The following is a 25,103-nucleotide window of genomic DNA, read 5'->3' as shown; positions in this document are numbered from 1 at the left end:
CGAATGCGCCTATAACACGAACGGATAGACTGATCCATATGCGCCGAGCGAAAATTGTCTGCACCCTGGGTCCGGCGACGGACTCCTACGAACAGCTGAAGGCCATCGTCGAGGCGGGCATGAACGTCGCCCGACTGAACATGAGCCACGGCAACCACGCGGACCACGAGGAGCGGTACCGAAAGGTCCGCCAGGTCTCGGAGGACACCGGCAAGGCCATCGGCGTCCTTGCCGACCTCCAGGGTCCCAAGATCCGTCTGGCGACTTTCGCCAACGGCCCGGTGACCGTCGACAACGGCGACGAGTTCACCATCACCACCGAGGACGTCCCCGGTGACCAGCACATCTGCGGTACCACCTACAAGGGCCTGCCCGGCGACGTGAAGCCCGGCGACCCGATCCTGATCAACGACGGCGTCATCGCCCTGGAGGTCGTCAGCGTCGACGGCCCGCGGGTGAAGACCGTGGTGGTCGAGGGCGGCGTGCTCTCGAACAACAAGGGCATCAACCTGCCCGGCGCGGCCGTGAACGTGCCCGCCCTGTCCGAGAAGGACAAGGAGGACCTGCGCTTCGCGCTGCGTCTGGGCGTCGACATGGTCGCCCTGTCCTTCGTCCGCAACGCGGACGACATCAAGGACGTCCACGAGGTCATGGACGAGGTCGGCATCCGGGTGCCGGTCATCGCCAAGATCGAGAAGCCGCAGGCCGTCGAGGCCATGGAGGAGATCGTCCTCGCCTTCGACGCCATCATGGTCGCCCGCGGCGACCTGGCCGTCGAGTACCCGCTGGAGCGGGTGCCGCTGGTCCAGAAGCAGCTGATCACCCTGGCCCGCCGCAACGCCAAGCCGGTCATCGTCGCCACCCAGATGATGGAGTCGATGATCCACGCCTCGCGGCCGACCCGCGCCGAGGTCTCCGACGTCGCCAACGCCATCCTGGACGGCACCGACGCGGTGATGCTCTCCGCCGAGTCCAGCGTCGGCAAGTACCCGGTCGAGACCGTCCGCACCATGAGCCGGATCTGCGAGAAGGCCGAGGAGGAGCTCGTCTCCCAGGGCCTGCAGCCGCTCAACCCGGGCCGCAAGCCGCGCACCCAGGGCGGCTCGGTCGCCCGCGCCGCCTGCGAGCTGGGCGACTTCCTGAACGGCAAGGCGCTGATCGCGTTCACCAAGTCCGGTGACACCGCGCGCCGGCTGTCCCGCTACCGCTCGCCGATCCCGGTGATCGCGTTCACCCCCGACGCGGCCACCCGCAACCAGCTCTCGCTGAGCTGGGGCGTCGAGTCGTACGTCACCGAGCAGGTGGCCACCACCGACGCGATGGTCGCGCAGGTCGACCGCGAGCTGCTGCGGTTGGGCGAGCTGGGCGAGGGCGACACCGTGATCGTCACCGCCGGTGTCCCGGTCGGCGTCCCCGGCACCACCAACCTGGTGCAGGTGCACCGCCTGGGCAGCCACGGCGAGTGACGCCCCGGTAGGACCGTACGAACGCCGGTGGGGCGGGCCCTCCTTCACGGGAGGACCGCCCCACCGGCGTTGTGGCGTCCGCTACCTGCCGCTCACTTGTCGCTGTAGGGCGCGTTGTCGTTGAACAGGTGCATCCCCGGGATGTGCAGGGTGCCGCCGAACTGGCCGGCCTGCTTGGCGGTGACGCCGGTCAGCTCCAGGTCCAACGGGATCGGGACGGAGCCGATCAGGTCATAGAGCCAGCGCGGCAGGGTGTCCGGGGTGAGGGTGATCTCGCCCAGGTCGATCGGGATCGGCAGGCCGAGCACCTTGGACAGGTGGCCGGACAGCCGCTCCACGTACATGGTGACCTGGCCGTTGCGCATGGTCGAGGTCGAGCCCGGGGCGCCCTGGACGTGGAAGGTGACGCCGTTGCCCTCCAGTGTCGACATGTCGAGGTTCTCGATGTCCACGCTGTCGACCACGAACTTCAGCACCCGCTTGGTGCCGGTCGGGGTCTTCACGTCGTAGACGCCGTGGAAGGCCGCGCCGTGCAGGCCCAGTCGGCTGCTCCGCAGCGTCCAGTTCTGCTCCGGCACCACCTGCTCGGCGGTGGCCTTGCCGGCGGTGAGGTTGCGGGCATCCACGTCGCAGTTGGGGTTCGCGGTCGGCGAGGCGGACGGGGTCGCGGTGGCCGCCGGGGTCGCCGGGACATCGGACGACGGGGTCGCGGACGGGGCCGCCTTGGTGCTGGACTTCCCGCCGGAGGGGGTGGCGCCCGGCGAGGGCTGCCCGGCCGAGGGCTGGGCCCCCGACGACTGGGTCCCCGAGGACTGGCCCGCCGAGGACTGAGCGCCGGTGGACGGGGCCTGGGGCTGCGATTGGGAGGGCTGCGCCGGGGTGCCGACCCGCGGGGCCGGGGCGGCCGGGGCCTGGGGGGTGGCACTGGGTGTCGCGGTCGGCGTCGGACTGGCCGAACCGCCCGGGTTCAGCAGGTGGTTGATGCCGCCGACGAGGTCGTCGATCAGCCCGGCCCGGCTCGCGGTGGCCGTGCCGTCGGCGGTGCCCTGGTACACCGCGCTCACCGCGCCCGAGCCGCCGGTGGCGGCGGAGCGGACCGCGGGCGGGGTGGTGGCCGTGCCGGTGGCCGACGGCTTCACCGGCGCGGTGGTCGGGGCCTTGGTCGGCGCCTGGGTCGGCGTGGTGGTCGGCACCGAGCCGGGACCGGCCGAGGGCGCCCCCGTCGAGGCCGCACCGGACGTACCGGCCGTACCGGACGGCGCGGGCGGCGGCTCGGGCAGCTCGCTCTTGGGGACGGGCGTCTCGATCGGCGCCACGTCCGGAACGGTGACGGGCGCGTTGCCGCAGGGCTTGCCCGCCGCAGACTCGGCCACCGCCGGGTTGGGCGTGTAGGCCGCGGCCATCAGCAGCGCGGTCGGTACCGCGGCCATCGCCAGGGCGCGGCCTCTCAGTCTGACCCGCACCGGCGTGCGCGGCGCCGCGTGCCGGCCGGAGCGCTGCGCGGGGACGGCCGTGCTCTCTGCTTGCTCGGCCGGCCCGGTCACCGCGCCTCCTCCTGCTCCCCCGCGGTGGGCTGCTGCGGGACGGCAGGCTCGGCAGCCGGCTCCTTGGGCGCACCCTGGGCGGGCAGCTTGGCGGTGGGCGCCTCCACGGCCTCGGCCTTGGCGGGCTCGGTGGCGGCCGGCTCAGCGGCGACGCGCTGCGCGATGGGGTTGTCCACCTGCTTGGCCCGGCGCGCGCGCCGCCCCTTGGCGGGCTCGGTGGCCGGTTCCGGCAGCGGTGCCCAGGAGACCATCAGGCCACCGCCGATCAGGCCCGGCAGCAGCGCCAGGCCGAAGCCCGCGAGGTTGGAGACCGGGATCGAGACCAGCGTCAGCAGGATGGTTGCGACACCGGCGAAGAAGCGCACGGCCGGCTGGAACCAGGCGGTCAGACCGAGGATGATCATCAGCACCCCGATGATCAGCGACCCGGCGCCGGCCGTGGTGGACATCGCGATGGTCAGCCCGCCGAGGCTGAGGTGGGCGTACGGGAAGTAGAGGATCGGTGCGCCGGCGATCATGGCCAGCAGGCCGCCCCAGAAGGGCCTGGTGCGGCGGAACTCACGGAAGCGCCGCCACAGCCACCCCACCGGGTTCTGCTGGCGGGGCCGGGTCTCGACCGTTGCGCTGGACATGGTACGGCTCCTCGACGTCGCTACGAGGGAAGAACAAAGGGGGGTGGGCCGGAAACGGCGGTCACCCGCCGCCCCCGGCCCGTGAAGACCCGTCACCGGGGTGCGCCCGCGGGCGCACCGTCAGTTCGGGCTCAGAAGCACTCGTTGCCCGCGCCGTCGCCGTGCTTCAGCGACAGGTTCAGGCCGCTGAGCACGAAGGTGCCGGCCGAGGTCGCGCGCGCGGTCTGCTGGACATTGTCCAGCGTGGCGGTCTTGGCGGACTGGGCGAAGCCCGTGGGGCCGGTCGGCAGACCGGAGCCGCCGCCCGCCTTGGTGACGCCCGGGTGGGGGGTCCAGCCCTGGGTCGCGGAGCCCGAGAGGGTGGAGGCGTCCTGACCGATGTTCATGTTCTCGAAGGTCGCGTCGGCCTTCAGCTCCTCCAGGTCGATCAGCAGCTTCTCGGCGTGGACCGGCTTGCTCCCCGGACCACCCGCGTTCAGCTGGAGGGTGATCTTGCCCAGGCCGAACGCGGACAGGTCGGTCACCACCGACTGGCAGAGGTTGGTGATGTCGGCCTTGTCGAAGGCCGAGACGGCGACCGGGTGCGGCGTGCCGTTGGCCTCGACGTCGACGGTGCCGAACTGGGCGAAGTTCTCGCCCTCCAGGTGCGAGGTGCGCACCTTGAACTGCTGGCCGGAAATGCTGAACGAGGCGGCGAGCGCGCTGTTGGCGATCGAGACGCCGACCATGGCGGTGGCCGCGACGCTCGGCACCATCACCAGGGCGAAGCGCTTCCAGCGGGTCTTGCCGTAGGTCTTGGACATGCGAGTCCTCCTTCTAGGACGTACATCTCCGGCTCCCCGGCGGCGCGTCCCGCGCCGGTGGGGGCCTGGGATGGGAGAGAGCTACGTCCTCGGTAGCGGAGAGCGCCTCGGTCGTCGTCGGACGCGGGAGCGGCCTGCGTGCTGCGGCACTCCCGTCCCGGAACCGGCCGTCCCTGCGGGACGACGGGTCGGACCGACGACATCGGCGATCACCCCCGAGCGACAACCAGCGACCGCGCAGGGCCGCGCGGCCGGTCGAGGACAGGAACCGCCGTGGGACCGCGGATACCCCCCTGCCCTCCCTACCGCCGACCGGGGCCGACGGATCCACCCGGTGGGGATCCCGCGCTCCGCGTGGCCGACCGGCTGTCGGAGGGTGTGGAGTCTGGGACCGGGCGTGGCCGATCGTGCTTGAATCCCGGGCGAAGCACAAGGGGTGCCTTACTGACGGGTAATGCAACAGCAGGTGGCGTGGATCATGGAATTGGCGCGATTTGCACCCTGCGTGACGACTTGAAGGAATCGTGGCGACGAAATATGCCGGAAACAGCAGCGAAACACCCGTGGGTGGTCACTGAACGTGACCACCCACGGGTGAAATCAAGATTTGGTAAACCTCTGTCCGGTTGACCGGATTGTCGCCAAATCACCCGGCGACACCGCAGGTCACCCGAGGTGTCAGGCACTCGGTGCCAGGCCCGGCCCGGAGCCTGCGGAACCCGGGCTCAGAACAGCACGCGGGCCAGCGCCGTACGGGCCGCGACGACCCGCGGATCCTCCGGGCCGATCACCTCGAACAGCTCCAGCAGACGCAGCCGGGCGGTGTCCCGGTCCTCGCCGAAGGTCCGGCCGACGGTGTCCACCAGGCGCCCGAAGGCGTCCTCGACGTGGCCGCCCACCAGGTCCAGGTCGGCCGCCTGCAGCTGGGTCCCCACATCCTTCGGGTCGGCGGCGGCCGCGGCCCGGACGGCCTGGAGGTCCAGGCCCTCGACCCGCTTGAGCAGCTCGGCCTGCGCCAGGCCCAGCTTGGCCTCGGTGTTGCCCGGCTGGTCGGCCAGCACGTTCCGGTAGGCCTGGATGGCACCGCCCAGGTCGCCGGCGTCCAGCGCGTCGTGCGCGGCGGCCAGCGCCGGGTCCTCCGGCCGCTGCGGACCCGCGGCCTCCGCGGCCTCGCCGGCCGGGGCGACCGCACCGCCGGAGATGCCGAAGCGCTGCTCGGCGACCAGGATCAGCTGGTCCAGCACCTTGCGGACGTTGGCGGCGCTCTCCGCGCCCTGGAACAGCGGCACCAGCTGACCGGCCACCACGGCCATCACGGCCGGGATGCCCTGGATGCCGAACTGCTGGGCGATCAGCTGGTTGGCGTCCACGTCGATCTTGGCGAGCACGAAGGCGCCGGCGTACTCCTCGGCGAGGCCCTCCAGGATCGGGCTGAGCTGCTTGCAGGGCCCGCACCACTCGGCCCAGAAGTCGATGACGACCGGCACCTCGGTGGAGCGCTGGACGACCTCGGTCTCGAAGGTCTCCTCGGTGACGTCGATGACGAGCTGGTAGGCGGACTGGGGGGCGACTCCGTCCGCTTCGGCGGCGGCCGCCTGGCGGGCCCGCTCGGCCCGGGCCTGCTCGGCCTTCTGGGCGGCCTCACCGGCCGCCTTCACTGCGGCGAGGTCGACCGCACCGCGCAGGGCGGAGCTGTTGAGACGCGAATTCCGTGGCTGCATGGCACCATCCTCCCCCGTCCGCGCTGCTCGCGGGCACCAACCTCCGGAAAGTCGCTCCACGCGGGCTGCGTGGTGCGGGTTCCCGGGCGGTGCGCCCCTCCCCCGGTAGCCTGAACCGTTCGGCGCGGATCCCCACCCGCGCCCGCGCCGTTCCCGTCCCACCGGTCCGGCGCCTGGTTGTCACTGCTTTCGCTACAGGTCGTAGCGTAACTGGAGCCGGTGGCCCGGCCGCAAGCCCCACTGCCGGTTCGGGGACGTGAGCTGCCCCACTTTCCCGGGTCGCCCGGCTGCCCCAACCGGCGAACAGTCGCTACCGTTACCAGCCCCACCCAAGTTACTTACCAGTAAACCGCAAGGAGGCCCGGTGCCGGCCCCCCAGCCCTCCGCGAGCCCGGACAGCGCCGTCCCGGGCAGCACCGTCCGGGGCAGCACAGTCCGGGACAGCACTGCCCAGGAGGGGACGACCGCGTCCCGGGCCAAGGGCCGCCCCCGCAGCGCCGCCGCCGACCGCGCGATCCTCGACGCCACCCGCGAGGCCCTCGCCGAGCTCGGCTGGGGTGGACTGACCATGGGCCACGTCGCGAGCCGGGCCGGGGTCGCCAAGACCACGCTCTACCGCCGCTGGCCGTCCAAGAACGAGCTCGTCGTGGACGCCGTCGCCAGTCTCTTCGACGACCTCGTGATGCCCGACCTCGGCAGCCTGCGGGCCGACATCGAGGCCGTGGTCGGCCAGTTCGCCGACCTGCTGGCCCGGCCGGAGACCCAGGCCGCGCTGCTCGCCCTGTTCGCCGAGGGCACCCGCGACCCGCAGCTGCGCCGCCGGATCCGGGAGGCGATCGTGGACCCGCAGAAGCACCTGGTCCGACAGGGCCGGGCGGCCGCCCAGGCGCGCGGCGAACTCGAAGCGGACACCGACACCGGATCGGCCTGCGAGGAGGTCGACATCATCTTCGACACCATCGCCGGCACGGTCGAGCACCGCGTCCTGGTCAGCGGCGAGCCGATCACACCCGAGTGGATCCGCCGCTTCACCGACCTGCTGCTCGGACCGCTCACCACCGGCTGACGGCGTCCGGGCACGGCGAGGCCGCCCCGCACGGACTTCCGTCCGGGGCGGCCTCGTCGGAGAGCTCAGCCGGTCAGAACGCCGCGTTCTCCCGGTACGTCCCCCACTCCTCCCGCAGCGCGTTGCAGATCTCGCCCAGGGTCGCCTCGGCGCGCACCGCGTCCAGCATCGGCGGGATCATCGACTCGCCCGAGCGCGCCGCCGCCAGCATGGCGTCCAGCCCGGCCCGCACCGCCGCGTCGTCCCGGGCCGCCTTGCGCTCGCGCAGCACCCGCACCTGCTCGCGCTCGACCTCGTGGCTGACCCGCAGGATCTCCAGGTCGGGGGTGACGCTGCGCGGGTGGCAGTTGACGCCGACCACGCGCTTCTCGCCCTTCTCCACCGCCTGCTGGTACTGGAAGGCGGCCTCGGCGATCTCACCGGTGAACCAGCCCTCCTCGATCCCGCGCAGGATGCCGGAGGTGATCGGGCCGATCTCGTGGTCCTCACGGCCCTTGTCCAGGATCCGCTGGAAGATCGCCTCGGCCTGCTGCTCGATCCGGTCGGTCAGCGCCTCGACGTACCAGGAGCCGCCCAGCGGGTCGGCCACGTTGGTGACGCCGGTCTCCTCCATCAGCACCTGCTGGGTGCGCAGCGCGATCTCGGCGGCCTGCTCGGAGGGCAGCGCCAGGGTCTCGTCCAGCGCGTTGGTGTGCAGCGAGTTGGTGCCGCCGAGCACCGCGGAGAGCGCCTCGACGGCGGTGCGCACCACGTTGTTGTACGGCTGCTGGGCGGTGAGCGAGACGCCGGCGGTCTGGGTGTGGAAGCGCAGCCACTGCGCCTTGTCGGTCTTCGCGCCGAAGCGGTCGCGCATCCAGCGGGCCCAGATCCGGCGCGCGGCGCGGAACTTGGCGATCTCCTCGAAGAAGTCCAGGTGGGCGTCGAAGAAGAAGGACAGTCCGGGCGCGAAGACGTCCACGTCCAGGCCGCGGGACAGGCCCAGCTCGACGTAGGCGAAGCCGTCCGCGAGGGTGTACGCCAGCTCCTGCGCGGCCGTCGCCCCGGCCTCGCGGATGTGGTAGCCGGAGACGGACAGCGGCTTGTACGCCGGGATGCCCTGGGCGCAGTGCTCCATCAGGTCGCCGATCAGGCGCAGGTGCGGCTCGGGGGCGAAGAGCCACTCCTTCTGGGCGATGTACTCCTTGAAGATGTCCGTCTGCAGGGTGCCGTTGAGCACCGCCGGGTCCACGCCCTGGCGCTCGGCCGCCACGATGTACATGCAGAAGATCGGGACGGCCGGGCCGCTGATCGTCATCGAGGTGGTGACGTCGCCGAGCGGGATGCTGTCGAACAGCACCTCCATGTCGGCGGCCGAGTCGATGGCCACGCCGCAGTGGCCGACCTCACCGAGCGACTTGGGGTCGTCCGAGTCGTAGCCCATCAGGGTGGGCATGTCGAAGGCGACCGAGAGGCCGCCGCCGCCCGCGTCCAGGATCATCCGGTAGCGCTCGTTGGTCTGCTGCGCGTTGCCGAAGCCGGCGAACTGGCGGATGGTCCAGGTGCGGCCGCGGTAGCCGGTGGGGTGCAGGCCGCGGGTGAACGGGTACTCGCCCGGCCAGCCGATCCGCTCGAAGCCCTCGACCGGCTGCCCGGGGGCGGGGCCGTAGACCGGCTCGACCTCGTCACCGGAGAGGGTGGTGAAGTCCGCGTCCCGCTTGCGGGCCTTGTCGTACCGCTGCTGCCAGCGCTGCCGTCCGCGCTCGATCTCCTCGGCGTCCATGGGCCGAACTCCGCTCCGTACGGCCGCCACGGCACCGGGCGGCACAGCTATTAGGACGTCCTGGCAATTTACTCGGACGTCCTAGTAGTTGTCGACGGCGGCCCGCCGCGGAACGGTGACGATCGGGGAACGCGAAGGGCGCCCCGCCCCCATCGGGGAACGGAGCGCCCTCGCGGAGCTTCTCGACTCAGACGCCGGCCGGCTGGCGGGCGCCGCCCGCCGGGAGCTGCTCGGCGGCCTCACGGGCCACCTTGCGCTCGAAGACGAAGGACAGGAACGGGATGCAGCCCGCCGCCAGGGTCAGCACCAGCCGGCCGAGCGGCCACTTCAGCTTCTGCCCGAGCAGGAAGGTCACCACGAAGTACCCGATGTACAGGTAGCCGTGCAGCATCGCGACGTAGGTGGTCAGGTCCTCGGCGGCACCGAAGCCGTACTTCGCGACCATGAAGCCGCAGAACACCAGCAGTGCGCAACCGGTCGCAATGGCCAGGCCGCGGTACCAGCCCAGCAGGGGGGTCGCCTTCATACTCTTCCTCGCCTCGCTCGGCAGTTTCGGCCGGTACGCCCGGATCCGCGCACCGCTCCCACGAGGGTAGCCGTCCTCACGGCCGCTTCCGAGCAGCCCCCTCGGCAGCCCCCTCGACGGCCTGGTCCTCGACCCCGTCGCCCGGCTCGGCGAAGTCCCCGGCGGCGACCCGCAGCGGCTTGAGCAGTTCGAACACCTGGCGGCACTGGTCGGGGCCGTACTCCTCCAGCCCGAACTCCATCGCCATCAGCTCGCGGGTGGCCTCCTCGACCACCTCGCGGCCGCGCCCGGTGATCGTGGCGAGCACCCCGCGGCCGTCCAGCGGGTTGGGGCGGCGGGCGACCAGGCCGGCCCGCTCCAGGCGGTCGACGGTGTTGGTGACGCTGGTCGGGTGGACCATCAGCCGCTCGCCGATCTTGGACAGCGAGAGCTCACCGGTCCGGCTGAAGGTCAGCAGCACCAGCGCCTCGTACCGGGCGAAGGTCAGACCGTACGGCTTGAGCACCGCGTCGACCCGGGACAGCAGGATCTGGTGCGCGCGCATGATCGAGGTGATCGCCGCCATCGAGGGCACGGTGCCCCAGCGACGGGCCCAGAGCTCGTCGGCGCGGGCGATCGGGTCGAAGTCGAGTGCGAGGGGCTTGGCCACGTCCTCAACCGTACCGGCGGACGGGACGTGCGCTACCAGCTGTCCTGATGGTGGACAAGCACGACACGGTGGCGGGATCCCGCCAATCGGACGGCCAGGTCCATACCTGGACATTGCGTCGGTGTGAACGGACGGCAACGCGCTTCGCACGTACCGGGGTTGACCGTCCGATGAGCGAACGCCCCGCTACCAGGCCTCGGTTCGGTCCGGAACCCGCTGAAAGTCCGGGTAAATGATCCGCTTTGTCCTCCCGTTCACAATGCTTCGTCTTGGCGGGACTTGGCCAATTCATGAGGAAGACCTGTCATTTGATTTGCTCGATTGTCATGCTTTCCGCCAACCCCGTTCGACAGCCACCACCCCCACCCAACCGGTGGCAGCCGCACGACCGCTCGGGGTCCTCGCACGTCAGTGCCCGTCCCGCCCCTCAGGTGCCGACCCCGGCCCCCGGGACGCGGTGCGACCGCGCCCACACGCGGTTTCCCGGAAGGACTCGTCCGTGAAGCGAAAGCTCGCCGCAGTCGCCGTACTCTCCGCCACCGCCCTGCTGACCGGTGTCGTCCAGGGCGTCGCGGCCCAGGCCGACCCCGCGCCGCAGGCCCGGGGCGCCCAGCAGCACGCCGACCTGATCGCCCAGGCGAACGGCCAGGCCGCCAAGGTGGCGCACGCCCTGTCCCTGGGCGGCCAGGAGCAACTGGTGGCCAAGGACGTCGTGGTGGACGCCGACGGCACCCGCCACCTCCGCTACGAGCGCACGTTCGCCGGACTCCCCGTGCTGGGCGGCGACCTGGTGGTGCACCAGAAGGCGGACGGCTCGACCACCGCGGTGGACAAGGCCGTCGGCGCCAAGCTCGCGCTGCCCAGCCTCACTCCCGAGATCGCCGCGGACCAGGCCGCCGCCCAGGCGACCGGCGCCGTGCAGTCCACCGTCGGCATCGCCGCCGACGAGGACGAGGCGCCGCTGACCGAGGTCCGGCAGACCGGCACCGCCGCCCTGGTGGTCTGGGCGGCCGACGGCAATCCTCGACTGGCGTACCGGACCACCGTCGAGGGTCTGCGCGCCGACGGCACCCCGAGCAGCCAGCTGCTGGTCACCGACGCGGCCACCGGCCAGGTGCTCTCCACCCACGAGCAGGTGCAGACCGCCTCCGGCAGCGGCAAGGGCGTCTTCGTCGGCACCGTCCCGCTGACCACCACCCAGAGCGGCACCTCGTACCAGCTGAAGGACGCCGGCCGCGGCGGCCAGGCCACCTACAACCTGAAGAACAAGACCTCCGGCAGCGGCACCCTGTTCGCCAACTCCACCAACGTCTTCGGCAACGGCCTGGTCTCCAACCAGGAGTCCGCCGCCGTGGACGCCCAGTACGGCGCGGCCGCCACCTGGGACTTCTACAAGAACACCTTCGGCCGCAACGGCATCAAGAACGACGGCGTCGGCGCGGTCAGCCGGGTCCACTACGGCACCAACTACGTCAACGCGTTCTGGAGCGACAGCTGCTTCTGCATGACGTACGGCGACGGTGCCAGCAACACCCACCCGCTCACGGCGCTGGACGTGGCCGGCCACGAGATGAGCCACGGCGTCACCTCCGCCACCGCGGGCCTCAACTACTCCGGCGAGTCCGGCGGCCTGAACGAGGCCACCTCGGACATCTTCGGCACCATGGTCGAGTGGTACGCCAACCTGGCCGCCGACAAGCCGGACTACCTCATCGGCGAGCAGATCAACATCAACGGTGACGGCAAGCCGCTGCGCTACATGGACCAGCCGTCCAAGGACGGCCGCTCGGCCGACTACTGGTCCTCCTCGGTCGGCGGCCTGGACGTCCACTACTCCTCGGGCGTGGCCAACCACTTCTTCTACCTGCTCGCCGAGGGCAGCGGCGCCAAGACCATCAACGGCGTCAGCTACAACAGCCCGACGTACAACGGCTCCACCCTCGCCGGCATAGGCCGGGACAAGGCGGCCAAGATCTGGTACCGCGCGCTGACCACCTACTTCACCTCCACCACCAACTACGCGGCGGCCCGCACCGGCACCCTGAAGGCCGCGGCGGACCTGTACGGCGCCACCAGCGCCGAGTACGCGGCCGTCGCCGCGACCTGGAGCGCCGTCAACGTCAAGTGACGTACGGCGCGCGGTGAGCAGGACGCCCGGGGCCTCGTTGGAGGGCAGGTCCCGGGCGTCCGGCCGTGTCCGGGCCGACGACTCCCGGCCAATCCCCTCAGGGGGCCTGTTCTTCCGCGGAGACGGTTGTCATGCTTCTGGCGAAACCCCGAATCCACTCCCGGTGAGAAAACGGCGGCAGGCTGCCGCGGCCCTTTGGGAGAGGAGGCCGTGGCAGCCTGTCGACCGTCCACGCGAGCGGGTCAGGCGGTCGCGGGCCGCAGCTCCCCGCGCTCCTCGCGACCGAGCTGCCGCTCGGCGACGAAACCGCCGAACGGCAGCACCGAGAGCACGAACAGCAGCACGCCGCGCTTGGCGTCCCACTTCTGCGCCTGCCAGGCCTGGATCCAGAAGATCACGTACAGGATGAACAGGATCCCGTGGACCATGCCCATCACCGGCACGGCGTCGAAGGACGTGGTCCGCTTCAGCACCGAGCAGATCAGCAGCAGGATGAAGGAGATCCCCTCGGGGGCGGATACGAGGCGCAGGCGGTGGACGGCGCTGCTGTTCACGTTGGATACCTCAATACGGGGGTCGGAGGCGCGGCACGCTTGTGAAGCGACTCACAAGCCTTCCCGCCATTATCACCGAGCACATGTCCGAGCCCAGGGCCGGGGGTGGGCACCGTGCCGGATGTCACAGCGGCGCGCCAGAACCCCGCCGGGTGCGGCGGGGCGTCGCCCGCACCCCCTATCCTGCTGCCCGCGCGCCCACCGAACCGGGCGCCGCCGGCACCGCACACGGGGGGTAGTCACCACATGTTCAAGCGCGACTGGGACCGCAGGACCTGCGCCAAGCGCGGCCACATCACCTACGCGCCGACCGAGCCCGAGCTGGCCTCCCGACTGCACGCCGCCACCGCGGTCGGCGACGCCTGGCGCTGCCTGCGCTGCGGCGACTTCTCGCTCGGCGCCCCGCACGGCTCCGGCCCGGCGGCGAACGCCCCGCTGGTGCCGCGCGGCAAGGCCCTGCGGGACCTCTTCATCCTGCGCTTCCTGGCCGTCGAGCGGGTGCTGCGCGGCGTGATCATCATCCTGATGGCCTGGGGCGTCTGGAAGTTCTCCAACAGTCAGGAGGCGGTGCAGCGGGTCTTCGAGGAGGACCTCACGGTCTTCAAGCCGGTCACCGACCACTTCCACTGGGACCTCGACCACGCCCCGATCGTCGAGACGATCCGCAAGACCTTCGGCTACCAGAAGAAGACCCTGCTGATCGTCGCGGGCGCGATGATCGCCTACGCGCTGATCGAGATCGTCGAGGCGGTCGGCCTCTGGCTGGGCCGGCGCTGGGCCGAGTACCTGACCGTGGTCGCCACCGCCGCCTTCCTCCCGCTGGAGGGCTACGAGCTGCACGAGCACATCAGCGCGGTGAAGATCTGCACCCTGCTGCTGAACATCGCGGCGGTGCTCTGGATCATGCTCTCCAAGCGCCTGTTCGGCCTGCGCGGCGGCGTGGTGGCCTTCGAGGCGGAGCGCCACTCGGCCTCGCTGCTGGAGGTCGAGCAGGCGGCCGGAGCCGTCCCGGCGCCCGGCCACGGCCACGGCGCCCACGCACGCTCCTGACCCGAACGATTGTCCCGGGTCCGTACCGGTTGGGCCCCGCCCCCTCGCCCCGCAGCCCCGGCGGAAGCTAGATTGCGGCCGTGGCACAGTTCAGACTCCAGGGATCGCGGGTGCTCGCCGTCGAGTTGGGCGGCGACGCCGTCAAGGCCCGGCACGGCTCGATGGTCGCCTACACCGGCCAGATGACCTTCAAGAAGCTGACCGGCGGAGGGGACGGCCTGCGAGGCGTGGTCACCCGCAGGCTCACCGGCGAACGGATGACCGTCATGGAGGTGAGGGGGCAGGGCACCTGCTACTTCGCCGACAAGGCCACCGAGATCAACCTGGTCCGCCTCGACGGGGAGACGCTCTACGTCGAGGCGGACAACCTGCTGTGCACCGAGGCCGGCCTGCACACCGGCACCAGCTTCACCGGGCTGAACGGCGTCTCCTCGGGCAACGGCCTCTTCACCACCAAGGTGGAGGGCCACGGCTGGGCCGCCGTCACCTCCAACGGCCCGGCCGTCATCCTGAGGGTCGGCAAGGACATGCCGCTGCGGGTCGACCCGGGCGCCTACGTCGCGCACACCGGCAGCCTGCACCGCAGCCTGAAGTCGGGCGCGGGCTGGACCACGGTGATCGGCGAGGGCGGCGGCGAGGCCGTGCAGGTGGAGTTCACCGGCGAGGGCCTGGTGTACGTCCAGCCCTCGGAGAAGGTCACCCTCGGGGGTGACGTCTGATGGGCTTCACCCGGATCAACGGGAAGATGGTCGAGGCCCAGGTGGTGCCCGGCCAGCGGCTGTTCAGCCAGCGCGGGGCGATGCTCGGGTACACCGGCGACGTCCGGTTCACCCCGAACATCACCGGCGGCCAGGGCGGCGTGATGTCGATGATCGGCCGCCGGGTCGCCAACGAGGACACCCCGCTGATGACCGTCGAGGGCCAGGGGCGGGTGATGTTCGGCCACGGCGGCCACCACGTCCACGTGATCGACCTGACCGGCGACACCCTGTTCGTCGAGGCGGACCGGCTGCTCGCCTTCGAGGGCACGCTGCGCCAGTCCACCGTGTTCCTCGGCTCGCAGGGCGGGGTGATGGGCATGGTCCGCGGCCAGGTCAGCGGGCAGGGCCTGTTCACCACCCGGCTGGAGGGCCACGGCTCGGTCGCGGTGATGGCCCACGGCGGCGTCTTCGAACTGCCGATCACCCCCGGCCAGCCGGTGCACGTCGACCCGCAGGCGTACGTGGCGCACCGCGGCGAGGTGCGCAACAAGCTGTCCACGGCGATCGGTTGGCGCGAGATGATCGGCCGCGGCTCGGGCGAGGCGTTCCAGCTGGAACTGTCCGGGCAGGGCGCGGTGTACGTCCAGGCGAGCGAGGAGAAGCTCTGATGTCCCACCCGCCGCAGCCGCCCCAGCCGTCGTACGGGCAGTCCCCGTACGGCCAGTCGCCGCACGACCAGCCCACCCAGCCGGGCTTCACGGTGCCTCCGGTGCCGTCGAACCACGGGCGTTCGCAGGACTACCCGCCGCCCCCTCCCCCGCCGCCCGGCTACCAGCCACAGCCCCAACAGGCTTACGCCCATGAGCAGTTCGGAGGCCCGCAGGCCCCGCTGCCGACCACCCACGGCGGCGAGGGACCGGTGGTGCACGACGCGTACACCCTGCCGGCCAACGACAACGTCAACCCGTACGCCTTCGCCGTCGAGCTGAACGGCTCCTACTTCCTGCAGAAGGGCAAGATGGTCGCCTACTACGGCGACATCACCTTCCGCGGCGTCGGCGCCGGGATGGTCGACCGGATGCTCGGGCAGCACTTCAACTCCCCGCTGCACGCGGCGGACTGGGTGGTCGCCCAGGGCAGCGGCAAGCTGCTGCTGGCCGACCGCGCCTACGACCTCAACTCCTACGACCTGGACGACGGCAACCTGACCGTCCGCTCCGGCAACCTGCTCGCCTTCGACCCGACGCTGCGGCTCAAGCAGTCGATCATCCCGGGCTTCCTGACGCTGATCGGCACCGGCCGCTTCGTCGCCGCCTCCAACGGGCCGGTGCACTTCGTGGAGCCGCCGATCCGGGTGGACCCGCAGGCCCTGGTCGGCTGGGCGGACTGCCCGGCGCCGTGCCACCACTACGACCACGACTACCTGCACGGGGTGGTCGGTGGCCTGCGGCGACTGACCGGCATCGGCGGCGCCTCGGGCGAGGAGCACCAGTTCGAGTTCATTGGCGCCGGGCAGGTGCTGGTGCAGTCCAGCGAGCAGCTGATGGCCGAGCGTCCGGTGGGCCGGGTGGACGCCGAGGCAGGCGTCCCGGGAGGCGGGGTGCCGCCCCAGCCGGGCCACGGCGGCAACCACCCCAACCAGCCGGGCCTGGGTAACCTTGGCGAACTCGGGCGGCGTTTCGGCCTGTAAACTTGTACAAGATTGAACTAAATCGGCTATGCTGGATCCCATGGATACGCACACGATCGACACTGCGGACAACCCTGAGCCGCGGCCCGAGGAGGAGACTCCCTGGCTGACCGCCAGGGAGCAGCGGATGTGGCGCGCCCATCTGGAGGTCGCCAAGCTGCTGGACTACCAGCTCAGCCGCGAGCTCCAGCCCCACAACCTGGCGATCAACGACTACGAGATCCTGGTCGTGCTCTCCGAGGCGCCCGACCACCGCATGCGGATGACCGACCTCGCGACCGCCACCCTGCAGTCGAAGAGCCGGCTCTCCCACCAGATCACCCGCATGGAGAACGCCGGCCTGGTGCTGCGCCAGGAGTGCCCCGGCGACCGCCGCGGCCTCTACGCCCACCTCACCGAACAGGGCTGGGAGACCATGCAGCGGGTCGCCCCCGACCACGTCCGCAGCGTCCGGGCCCACTTCATCGACCGCTTCACCCCGGAACAGCTCGACGCCATCTACGAGGCCCTGGCTCCCGTCGCCGAGCACCTGCGCGGCCTCCGAGGCCGCTCGTAGTTCCTGCGGGCCCCCGGCGCGGGAAGTCGGCCCGGCCGACTTCCCGCGCCGGGCTCAGCCGGTGGTCAGGCCGGCGACGAGTTCGTCGGCGGCGCCGTAGGCGTCGAGGGTGCCGGTGGCCACCCGTTCGGCGAGACCGGCCAGCAGGCGGTCGCCGGAGAGGTCGCCGATCCGGGCCCGCAGCTCGGCCAGGGCGATGGCCTCGATCTCCTGGGCGGCCCGGCGGCGGCGGCGCGCCGCCAGTTCGCCGTGCTCCTCCAGCCAGGCGCGGTGCTTCTCCAGCGCCTCGACCACCTCGTCCACTCCCTCGCCGCGCGCCGCGACGGTCTTGACGATCGGCGGGCGCCAGTCCCCCGCCTCGCGCGCCTCGCCGAGGCCCAGCATGTGGTTGAGCTCCCGGGCGGTGGCGTCGGCGCCGTCCCGGTCGGCCTTGTTCACCACGAAGACGTCGCCGATCTCCAGGATGCCGGCCTTGGCGGCCTGGATGCCGTCGCCCATCCCGGGGGCCAGCAGCACCACGGCGGTGTCGGCCTGGGCGGCGACCTCGACCTCGGACTGGCCCACGCCCACGGTCTCCACCAGGATCACCTCGCACCCGGCCGCGTCCAGCACCCGCAGCGCCTGCGGGGCCGCCCAGGACAGCCCGCCGAGGTGCCCGCGGGTGGCCATCGAGCGGATGAACACCTCGGGGTCGGTCGCGTGGTCCTGCATCCGGACCCGGTCGCCCAGCAGCGCCCCGCCGGAGAACGGCGAGGACGGGTCGACGGCGAGCACTCCGACCCGCTTGCCCAGCCGCCGGTAGGCGGAGACCAGCGCCGAGGTGGAGGTGGACTTGCCGACCCCGGGCGAGCCGGTCAGGCCCACGGTGTAGGCCTGCCCGGTGTACGGGGCGAGCGCGGCCATCGCCTCCCGCAGCTGCGGAGCGGCGTTCTCGACCAGCGTGATCAGGCGGGCGACCGCCCGCGGCCGGCCCTCCCGGGCCTGCTCGACCAGCGTGGCGACATCGATCATCAGGGTCTCCTTGCGCAGATGCCGAGGGGCCTGGAAGGCCCGGGGTCCGTCTCCGAACTCGCATCTGCGGGGCGACGCCGGGGCACGGACCCAAAGGGCTGCGGACCACTTGTGGCGGTCCGCAGCCCCGAGGTCAGAGCGTCGGTCAGGCCTTCGGCACGCGCACGATCAGCGCGTCGCCCTGGCCGCCGCCGCCGCACAGGGCGGCCGCGCCGACCCCGCCGCCGCGGCGCTGCAGCTCCAGCGCGAGGGTGAGCACCACCCGGGCGCCGGACATGCCGATCGGGTGGCCGAGCGCGATCGCGCCGCCGTTGACGTTGACGATGTTGGAGGAGACGCCCAGGTCCTTCATCGACTGGTGGGCGACGGCCGCGAAGGCCTCGTTGATCTCGATCAGGTCGAGGTCGGAGACCTCCAGGCCCTCCTTGGACAGCGCGTGCCTGATCGCGTTGGACGGCTGCGACTGCAGCGAGTTGTCCGGGCCGGCCACGTTGCCGTGCGCGCCGATCTCGGCGATCCAGGTGAGGCCCAGCTCCTCGGCCTTGGCCTTGCTCATCACGACCACGGCGGCGGCGCCGTCGGAGATCTGCGAGGAGGTGCCGGCGGTGATCGTGCCGTCCTTGGTGAAGGCCGGGCGCAGCTTGGCGAGACCCTCGACGGTGGTGTCGGCGCGGATGCCCTCGTCCTGGCTGAACAGCACCGGCTCGCCCTTGCGCTGCGGGATGGCGACCGGGACGATCTCGGCGTCGAAGACGCCGTCCGCCTGCGCCTTGGCGGCCCGCTGGTGGGAGGCGGCGGCGATCTCGTCCTGCACCTCGCGCGGGATGCCCAGGCGGGTGTTGTGCTTCTCGGTGGACTCGCCCATCGGGATGTTCTCGTAGGCGTCGGTCAGACCGTCGTACGCCATGGCGTCGAGCACCTCGACGGCGCCGTACTTGTAGCCCTCGCGGGACTTCGGCAGCAGGTGCGGGGCGTTAGTCATCGACTCCTGGCCGCCGGCCACCACGATGTCGAACTCGCCGGCCCGGATCAGCTGGTCGGCGAGGGCGATGGCGTCCAGGCCGGAGAGGCAGACCTTGTTGACGGTCAGCGCCGGGACGTTCATCGGGATGCCGGCCTTGACGGCGGCCTGACGGGCCGGGATCTGGCCGGCGCCGGCCTGCAGCACCTGGCCCATGATCACGTACTGGACCTGATCCCCGGTGATCCCGGCCCGCTCCAGTGCGCCCTTGATCGCGAAGCCGCCGAGGTCGGCACCGGAGAAGCCCTTGAGGGAGCCGAGCAGGCGACCCATCGGGGTCCGCGCACCGGCAACGATCACAGAGGTGTTGTTGGTCATGGGACGGGCCCCTTCGCACGTCGTGGCCAGGTGAGGATGCGCTCAGGGTACTGACCCGTTTTCCGCCCGTCACCGGAGCGACGGTGTGATCGAGCGCACTGGCACCCTCCAGTCAACACCGTGTCAACGCGGTCCGGGTGAACGTTCGGGTGAAAGTCCGCGGGCGACCGCGTGCCGTCCGCGCCCGGTCAGCGTGTGAGCAGGCTCGCACGTCCGGCACTGGCGCGGGCCGAGGCCCGTACGCTGCACTGGGTGCCACTTTCCGTACCTGCCCTGGAGGTCCGCCGTGCTGACCCGTATCGACCACATCGGCATCGCCTGCCGAGACCTCGACAAGACGGTCGAGTTCTACCGCGCCACCTACGGCTTCGAGGTGTTCCACAGCGAGGTCAACGAGGAGCAGGGCGTCCGCGAGGCGATGCTCCGGATCAACGGGACCGACGACGGCGGCGCCTCGTACCTCCAGCTGCTGGAGCCGACCCGGCCGGACTCCACCGTCGCCAAGTGGCTGGAGAAGAACGGCGAGGGCGTGCACCACATCGCCTTCGGCACCGCCGACGTGGACGGCGACTCCGAGGCCATCCGCGGCAAGGGCGTCCGGGTCCTCTACGACGAGCCGCGGATCGGCTCGATGGGCTCGCGGATCACCTTCCTGCACCCCAAGGACTGCGGCGGGGTGCTGACCGAGCTGGTCACGTCCGCCCAGCCCGCCGGGCACGAGGGGCACGGAGCACACGGAGGGCACTGAAGCCACCGGAACCCCCGGTAGCCGCGGTCCGGCTCTAGCGACCCGTCAGTAACCTGGTCCGGGAGCCGGAAAACCCCCACGCGGCCATTCCCCCGCAGTGCGCTCCCACTACAATGCCCAGGTGCGCGACGAATCCGGGGGACGGAGTCGACGGGCACGGCCGATGACAGGCCTGTCCGCCCTCCGGTGGTCGGCCCGTCGCAGGGGAGTCCAGTACGCGGGCACGGCTGAGCAGTCGCAAGACGGATCTGTCACCATTCTCCACAGGCAAGAGTTCGCCCAGGAGTCCACCCGGACGGGGGAACGCGGTACCCCCGCGCTCCCACGGCCAGGGCTCCGACGACCGCGGCGGACGCCCCCGGCTTGGCACGGGGTCGTCCGGTGGCCGCGGATGCAAGGACCAGTCGGACCGGCACCCCGGACAGGGGCGCCCCGGACCGGCCGGGTCGAGGACGCGACCAGGAGATGGATGGGACCGCGGAGTGCGGGGCAACGACCGCTACGAGGTTGACGATCACCTCTCCCAGTTCGAGGCCGAGATGGGTCGGACTCGGAAGGAGCGGGACAAAGCAGTCGAGCATGCCGAGGACCTCGCCTACCAGGTGGAGGTGCTCCGGGCCAAGCTGCACGAGTCCCGGCGCATGCTTGCCCAGCCGCGCGCCTTCGACGCCGTCTCCGGCCAGGCCGAGCAGATGCTCCGCACCGCCGAGATGCAGGCCCAGCAGATGCGCGCGGACGCCGAGCGCCAGCTGCGCGACTCCCAGGCCGCCACCCAGCGGATCATGGCCGAGGCCGCCGAGCGCACCGCCCGGCTGGAGGCCGAGCTCGCCGCGCGCCGCCGCCAGCTGGAGGAGGAGCTCACCGAGCTGCGCCGCTCCGCCGAGCAGCACGTCAACGGCTGGGCCGAGCAGACCCGGACCGGCTCCGAGCAGGAGGCCCAGCGCCTGCTGCAGGACGCCCGCGCCGAGGCCGAGCGGATGGTCGCCGCGGCCCGTGCCGAGGCCGCCGCCCTCTCCGACCACGCCCGCGCCCAGACCGCCGCCGACGTCGACGCCGCCCGCGGCGAGGCCCAGGCCGCCGCCGAGGCCGCCCTGCAGAAGGCCCAGAGCGACGCCGAGCGCCTGCTACGCGCCGCCTCCGAGCACGCCCAGCAGGCCGGTGCCCAGGCCGCCGCCGACGTGGACGCCGCCCGCGGCCAGGCCCAGCAGGAGCTGGCTGCCGCCCACGCCGCCGCCGAGCAGCAGCTGGCCCTCGCACAGGCCGAGATCGGCCGGCTCAAGGAGCAGGCCGCCGCCGAGCAGGCCCGTGCCGAGCAGCAGCTCGATGCCGCGAAGACCGAGATAGAGCGGCTGCGCGCCGAGGCGATCGCCGAGGCCGAGCGCACCCGCCGGGAGGCCGCCGAGCTGCGCGCCCAGGCCGAGCAGGCCGCCGAGCAGCTCCAGGCCGACGCCGAGGCCGCCGCCGAGCGCAAGGTCGCCGACGGCGAGGCCGCCACCGAGCAGCGGTCGCAGACCGCCCGCGCCGAGATCGCCCGACTGGTCGCCCAGGCCACCAAGGAGTCCGAGGCGATCCGCGCCGAGGCCGAGGCGGTCCGCGCCGAGGCGGCCACCAGGCAGGCCGAGGCGGACGCCGCCAAGGCCGCCGCCGCCGAGGAGAGCGAGCGGCTGCGGGCCACCGCCGAGTCGGTCGCCGCCCAGCTGAAGGCCGAGGCCGAGGCCGCGATCGCCGAGCTGCGCGCCCGGGCCGAGCGGGACGTGGCCGAACTGCGGGCGCAGGCCGCGGCCGACGCCCAGCGGCTGCGCGGCGAGGCCGAGGAGGAGGGCCGGGCGGCTGGCGCCAAGGACGCCACCGTCCACCTCGCCAAGGCCGCCAAGACCGCCGAGGAGGTGCTCGGCCGGGCCAACCAGGACGCCGAGACGGCGCGCGCCGAGGCCGCCACCGAGGCGGAGCGGATCCGCGCCGAGGCCCGGGCCGAGGCCCAGCGGCTGCGCGAGCAGGCCCAGGCCGCCGTCGAGCAGGCCCAGAACGCCGCGCTGGACGACGCCGCCGCGATCCGCGAGCGGATCGAGCAGATGCAGGACGAGGCGGCCCGGCTGCGGGCCGAGGCCGAGGAGCTGCGCGCCCAGGCCGCCGCCGAGGCCGACCGGTCCCGCAGCGAGGCCCGCCGCCAGGCCGTCCTGCAGATCGAGGAGTCGGCGAAGAACGCCGAGGAGCTGCTCACCAAGGCCAAGGCCGACGCCGACGAGCTGCGCGCGGGCGCGGCCGGGGAGATCGAGCGGCTGCGCGAGCAGGCCCAGGAGCAGGCCGCCGAGACCCAGGGACGGGCCGAGCAGACCCTCGCCCGGGCCCGGGCCGAGGCCGAGAAGATCACCGCCGCGGCCGAGCAGCAGGGCCAGGACGCCCTGGCCGCCGCCAAGGCCGCGGCCGCCGAGAACCGGACCGCCGCCGAGCGCGAGACCTCCGAACTCCGGCGCGAAGCGGTCGAGTTCGACCAGCGGGTGCGGTCCGAGGCGAGCGCCGCCGCGCAGGCCCTGACCGCCGACGCCCAGGCCGAGGCCAAGGCCGTCCGGGACGCCGCGGTCGCCGACGCCGAGCGGGTGCGCACCGAGGCCGACACCGAGGCTGCCCGTACCCGGGCCGAGGCCGAGGCCGCAGCGAACGCGCTGCGCGAGGAGAGCCGGCGCGAGCGCGAGGAGGCCGCCGCCGGGCTGGAGCGCGAGCGTGAGGAGACCGCCGAGCAGCTGGCCGGCGCCCGGACCGCCCGCGAGCAGGCCGAGCAGGCCGCCGCCGAGCTGACCGAGCGCACCGCCCGGGAGACCGCCGAGGTCCGCGCCGCCGCCGACCGGTACGCCGCCGAGCAGCGCGAGAGCGCCGACCGGGAGACCACCGAGCAGCGCGAGGACGCCGACCGGTACGCGGCCGAGCAGCGCGCCCAGGCCGAGCAGGCCGCCGCCGAACTGCGCGCCCTCGCCCAGCAGGAGACCACCCAGCAGCGCGAGCACGCCGAGGCCTACGCCGACCGCGTCCGCACCGACGCCGAACAGCACGCCGTCGAGCTGCGGGCCGAGGTCGAGCAGTACGCCGTCGACCGCCGCGCCGAGGCCGACGAACTGCTGGAGCAGGCCGCAGCCGCCGCCGAGCAGCGCCGGGCGGAGGCCGCCCAGGACGCCAAGGCGACCCGCGAGAAGGCCGCCGCCGAGCTGGCGCTGGCCAACGAGCAGGCCGAGACCGTACGGGCCGAGGCCGGCCGGGAGCTGTCCGAGGCCCGCGCCACCGCCGACGACATCCGCGCCGAAGCCACCGCCGTCCTGGAGCAGGCGCGGGCCGACGGCGAGGACGTGGTCGCCGCCGCCAGGGCCGAGGGCGCCGAGCTGGTCGCCGCCGCCGAGGAGGAGGCCGCCGAGGTCCGCCAGTCGGTGGCCGGCCTGCACGAGGCCGCCGCCGAGCAGATCGCCGCGCTGCGCGCCACCGCCGAGCAGGAGGCCGCGGACACCCGCGACCGGGCGGAGCAGGCCGCTGCGGAGACCCGCGCCCTCGCCGAGCGCGAGACGACCGAGCAGCGCGAGGCCGCCGAGCGGTACTCCGCCGAGGTGCGCGACCTGGCCGACCGGGAGACCGCCGAGCAGCGCGAGGCGGCCGAGCGGTACAGCGCCGAGCAGCGCGAGGCCGCCGACCGGTACAGCGCCGACCTGCGCGCCCGGACCGAGGCCGAGACCACCGCCCTGCGCGAGCAGACCGAGCTGGAGCTCACCGCCGAGCGCGAGGCCGCCGAGGCCGAGCTCGGCCGTCAGCGCGCCGAGGCCCAGGCCTACGACGAGCAGCTGCGCGCCGACGCCGAGGCGGAGCTGCGCGCCGCCCGGGAGGCGGCCGAGCAGCTGCGAGCCGACGCCGAGGCCCAGGCCGCCCGTACGGTGGCCGAGGCCGAGGCCCAGGGCGCCCGGACCGTCGCCGAGGCCGAGGAGCTGGCCGCCGGGCTGCGCGCCGAGGCCGAGGAGTACGCCCTCGCCACCCGCACCCTGGCCGAGGAGTACGACGCCGCCACCCGCACCCGCGCCGACGCCTACGACGCGGAGACCCGGGAGGCCGCCGAGCAGTTCGACAAGGCCACCCGGGACCAGGCCAAGTCCGTCCTGGAGAAGGCCTTCGCGGACGCCGAGTCGCTCGGCGAGGACGCCCAGACCACCGCGCTGGCCACCACCGCCGCCGCCGAGGAGCAGGCGGACGCGATGGTCGCCGCCGCCCGCAAGGAGGCCGACCGGCTGGTCGCGGCCGGCGAGGCCGCCGGTCAGGCCGAGGTCGAGAAGGGCCGCTCCGACGCGGACGCCCTGCTCGCCGAGGCCCGCCGGGACGCCACCGCGATCCGCGAGCGCGCCGAGGAGCTGCGCGAGCGCACCGACGCCGAGGTGGAGGCGCTGCACGAGCGGGCCCGCAAGGAGAACGCGGCGGCGATGAAGTCGGCCGGCGAGCGGGTGGACGCGCTGGTGACGGCCGCTCAGGAGCAGCTGACGGAGGCCGAGGAGCAGGCGGTGGCCACCGTCGCCGAGGCCGAGGAGCGGGCCGCCGCCCTGGTCGCCGCCGCCGAGGAGCGGGCCGCCGAGCTCACCTCGGAGGCCTCCGCGGAGGCCAGCAAGGTCCGGCTGTCCGCCGTCCGCAAGGCGGAGGGCCTGCTGAAGGAGGCGGAGACCAAGCTCGCCAACTCCACCGACCGCGCCGAGACGCTGATCGAGAAGGCCGAGGCCAAGCTGGCGTCGGCCGAGGCGGAGGCCGAGGAGCGGCTCGACAAGGCGGCCGCCGAGGCGGAGAAGCGGCTGCACGAGGCCGACCGCACCGCGGACGAGCAGATCGAGCTGGCGAAGGCGGAGGCCGAGCGGCTGATCGCCGAGGCGAAGGCGGAGGCCGAGCGGGTCACCGACGAGGGTCGGCGGGAGCTGGACGAGCTGGTGCGCCGCCGCAAGGACATCAACACCGAGATCTCCAGGGTCCAGGACGTGCTGTCGGCGCTGGAGGCGTTCGAGGCACCGTCACCGGTCGCCCAGACCAACGGGGGAAGCAACACCAAGAAGGACGGGGGCGCCAAGGCCGGTGCCGGAGTTGGCTCCCCCCGGTCGGGTGGCAATCGCTCCAAGAACGCACCACCCGATTGAGCGGACATTGGCGGTC

The 25,103-nt window shown here is 72.7% G+C and carries 20 protein-coding genes; 10 read left to right on the top strand and 10 right to left on the bottom strand.

All coding sequences use genetic code 11. The annotated features are described in order from the left end of the window. The first annotated feature begins 38 nt into the window (after positions 1–38). Positions 39–1,466, top strand: a complete 1,428-nt coding sequence (gene pyk / locus HS99_RS15710; protein WP_030281965.1) for a pyruvate kinase — start codon at positions 39–41, stop codon at positions 1,464–1,466. 92 nt (positions 1,467–1,558) lie between these two features. Here pyk and HS99_RS15705 read toward each other — a convergent pair whose 3' ends face one another. The 4 genes from HS99_RS15705 to HS99_RS15690 all read right to left on the bottom strand — a co-directional run bounded on the left by HS99_RS15705 (position 1,559) and on the right by HS99_RS15690 (position 6,166). Beyond that, the gene (locus tag HS99_RS15705; protein ID WP_030551378.1) at positions 1,559–3,010 is read right to left on the bottom strand and encodes a hypothetical protein; all 1,452 of its coding nucleotides are present in this window, start codon (positions 3,008–3,010) and stop codon (positions 1,559–1,561) included. Beyond that, a complete protein-coding gene (locus HS99_RS15700) occupies positions 3,007–3,642 on the bottom strand; it encodes a DUF6114 domain-containing protein (protein WP_030281969.1) in 636 nt (211 codons plus the stop codon). The genes HS99_RS15705 and HS99_RS15700 overlap by 4 nt, the downstream gene beginning before the upstream one ends. 131 nt (positions 3,643–3,773) lie before the next feature. Next, positions 3,774–4,445: a DUF6230 family protein gene (locus tag HS99_RS15695; RefSeq protein WP_030281971.1), complete on the bottom strand. Its 672-nt coding sequence runs from the start codon at positions 4,443–4,445 to the stop codon at positions 3,774–3,776. Between the two features lie 725 nt (positions 4,446–5,170). Further along, a complete protein-coding gene (locus HS99_RS15690) occupies positions 5,171–6,166 on the bottom strand; it encodes a tetratricopeptide repeat protein (RefSeq protein WP_030281973.1) in 996 nt (331 codons plus the stop codon). A gap of 514 nt (positions 6,167–6,680) precedes the next feature. Between HS99_RS15690 and HS99_RS15685 the strand changes: the two genes are divergently transcribed. Further along, complete coding sequence (locus HS99_RS15685; RefSeq protein ID WP_046386454.1) at positions 6,681–7,232, top strand: TetR/AcrR family transcriptional regulator; 552 nt, start codon at positions 6,681–6,683, stop codon at positions 7,230–7,232. Positions 7,233–7,305: 73 nt separating this feature from the next. Here the strand turns inward: HS99_RS15685 and icmA are convergent, their stop codons facing one another. From icmA to HS99_RS15670, 3 genes are all read right to left on the bottom strand, one after another. Further along, positions 7,306–8,991, bottom strand: coding sequence for a coenzyme B12-dependent isobutyryl-CoA mutase large subunit (gene icmA / locus HS99_RS15680; RefSeq protein ID WP_030281977.1), 1,686 nt, complete (start codon positions 8,989–8,991; stop codon positions 7,306–7,308). 187 nt (positions 8,992–9,178) lie between these two features. Continuing rightward, on the bottom strand, positions 9,179–9,517 hold the full coding sequence (locus HS99_RS15675; protein ID WP_030281979.1) for a DUF3817 domain-containing protein: 339 nt from the start codon (positions 9,515–9,517) through the stop codon (positions 9,179–9,181). A 76-nt stretch (positions 9,518–9,593) separates the two neighbouring features. Next, positions 9,594–10,166, bottom strand: coding sequence for a MarR family winged helix-turn-helix transcriptional regulator (locus tag HS99_RS15670; RefSeq protein WP_046386453.1), 573 nt, complete (start codon positions 10,164–10,166; stop codon positions 9,594–9,596). Positions 10,167–10,665: 499 nt separating this feature from the next. Here HS99_RS15670 and HS99_RS15665 point away from each other — a divergent pair, with 499 nt between their 5' ends. Further along, entirely contained in the window at positions 10,666–12,294 is a 1,629-nt protein-coding gene (locus tag HS99_RS15665) for a M4 family metallopeptidase (RefSeq protein WP_030281983.1), read from the top strand. Between the two features lie 242 nt (positions 12,295–12,536). Here the strand turns inward: HS99_RS15665 and HS99_RS15660 are convergent, their stop codons facing one another. Further along, positions 12,537–12,848 carry a DUF3817 domain-containing protein gene (locus HS99_RS15660; protein ID WP_030281985.1) on the bottom strand — a complete coding sequence of 104 codons (312 nt, stop codon included), beginning with the start codon at positions 12,846–12,848 and terminating at the stop codon, positions 12,537–12,539. A 246-nt stretch (positions 12,849–13,094) separates the two neighbouring features. Between HS99_RS15660 and HS99_RS15655 the strand changes: the two genes are divergently transcribed. The 5 genes from HS99_RS15655 to HS99_RS15635 all read left to right on the top strand — a co-directional run bounded on the left by HS99_RS15655 (position 13,095) and on the right by HS99_RS15635 (position 16,845). Beyond that, positions 13,095–13,898: a DUF2127 domain-containing protein gene (locus tag HS99_RS15655; protein WP_030281987.1), complete on the top strand. Its 804-nt coding sequence runs from the start codon at positions 13,095–13,097 to the stop codon at positions 13,896–13,898. Between the two features lie 80 nt (positions 13,899–13,978). Continuing rightward, a complete protein-coding gene (locus tag HS99_RS15650; protein ID WP_030281989.1) occupies positions 13,979–14,617 on the top strand; it encodes an AIM24 family protein in 639 nt (212 codons plus the stop codon). Then, complete coding sequence (locus HS99_RS15645) at positions 14,617–15,267, top strand: AIM24 family protein (RefSeq protein ID WP_030281990.1); 651 nt, start codon at positions 14,617–14,619, stop codon at positions 15,265–15,267. The genes HS99_RS15650 and HS99_RS15645 overlap by 1 nt, the downstream gene beginning before the upstream one ends. A 221-nt stretch (positions 15,268–15,488) precedes the next feature. Beyond that, positions 15,489–16,289, top strand: coding sequence for an AIM24 family protein (locus HS99_RS15640; RefSeq protein WP_030281992.1), 801 nt, complete (start codon positions 15,489–15,491; stop codon positions 16,287–16,289). Positions 16,290–16,329: 40 nt separating this feature from the next. Beyond that, a complete protein-coding gene (locus HS99_RS15635; protein ID WP_078656685.1) occupies positions 16,330–16,845 on the top strand; it encodes a MarR family winged helix-turn-helix transcriptional regulator in 516 nt (171 codons plus the stop codon). A 54-nt stretch (positions 16,846–16,899) separates the two neighbouring features. Here HS99_RS15635 and meaB read toward each other — a convergent pair whose 3' ends face one another. Together meaB and HS99_RS15625 are read right to left on the bottom strand one after the other, a co-directional pair. Next, positions 16,900–17,856 (bottom strand): methylmalonyl Co-A mutase-associated GTPase MeaB, encoded by a 957-nt coding sequence (gene meaB / locus HS99_RS15630; protein WP_030281995.1) that lies wholly within the window; start codon positions 17,854–17,856, stop codon positions 16,900–16,902. A 145-nt stretch (positions 17,857–18,001) separates the two neighbouring features. After that, the gene (locus tag HS99_RS15625) at positions 18,002–19,195 is read right to left on the bottom strand and encodes an acetyl-CoA C-acetyltransferase (protein ID WP_030551373.1); all 1,194 of its coding nucleotides are present in this window, start codon (positions 19,193–19,195) and stop codon (positions 18,002–18,004) included. A gap of 286 nt (positions 19,196–19,481) precedes the next feature. On the opposite strand from HS99_RS15625, the gene mce reads away from it, so the two are divergent. Further along, entirely contained in the window at positions 19,482–19,943 is a 462-nt protein-coding gene (gene mce, locus HS99_RS15620) for a methylmalonyl-CoA epimerase (protein WP_030551372.1), read from the top strand. 482 nt (positions 19,944–20,425) lie between these two features. Further along, positions 20,426–25,087, top strand: coding sequence for a polarized growth protein Scy-related protein (locus HS99_RS15615; RefSeq protein WP_063737839.1), 4,662 nt, complete (start codon positions 20,426–20,428; stop codon positions 25,085–25,087). Positions 25,088–25,103: the final 16 nt, after the last annotated feature.

Origin of the sequence: Kitasatospora aureofaciens, assembly GCF_001188955.3 — a bacterium.
In the GTDB taxonomy this organism is placed as follows: Bacteria; Actinomycetota; Actinomycetes; order Streptomycetales; family Streptomycetaceae; genus Kitasatospora; species Kitasatospora aureofaciens.
The sequence above is the reverse complement of the archived record's forward strand: the minus strand, read 5'-3'. Positions and strand labels throughout refer to the sequence as shown.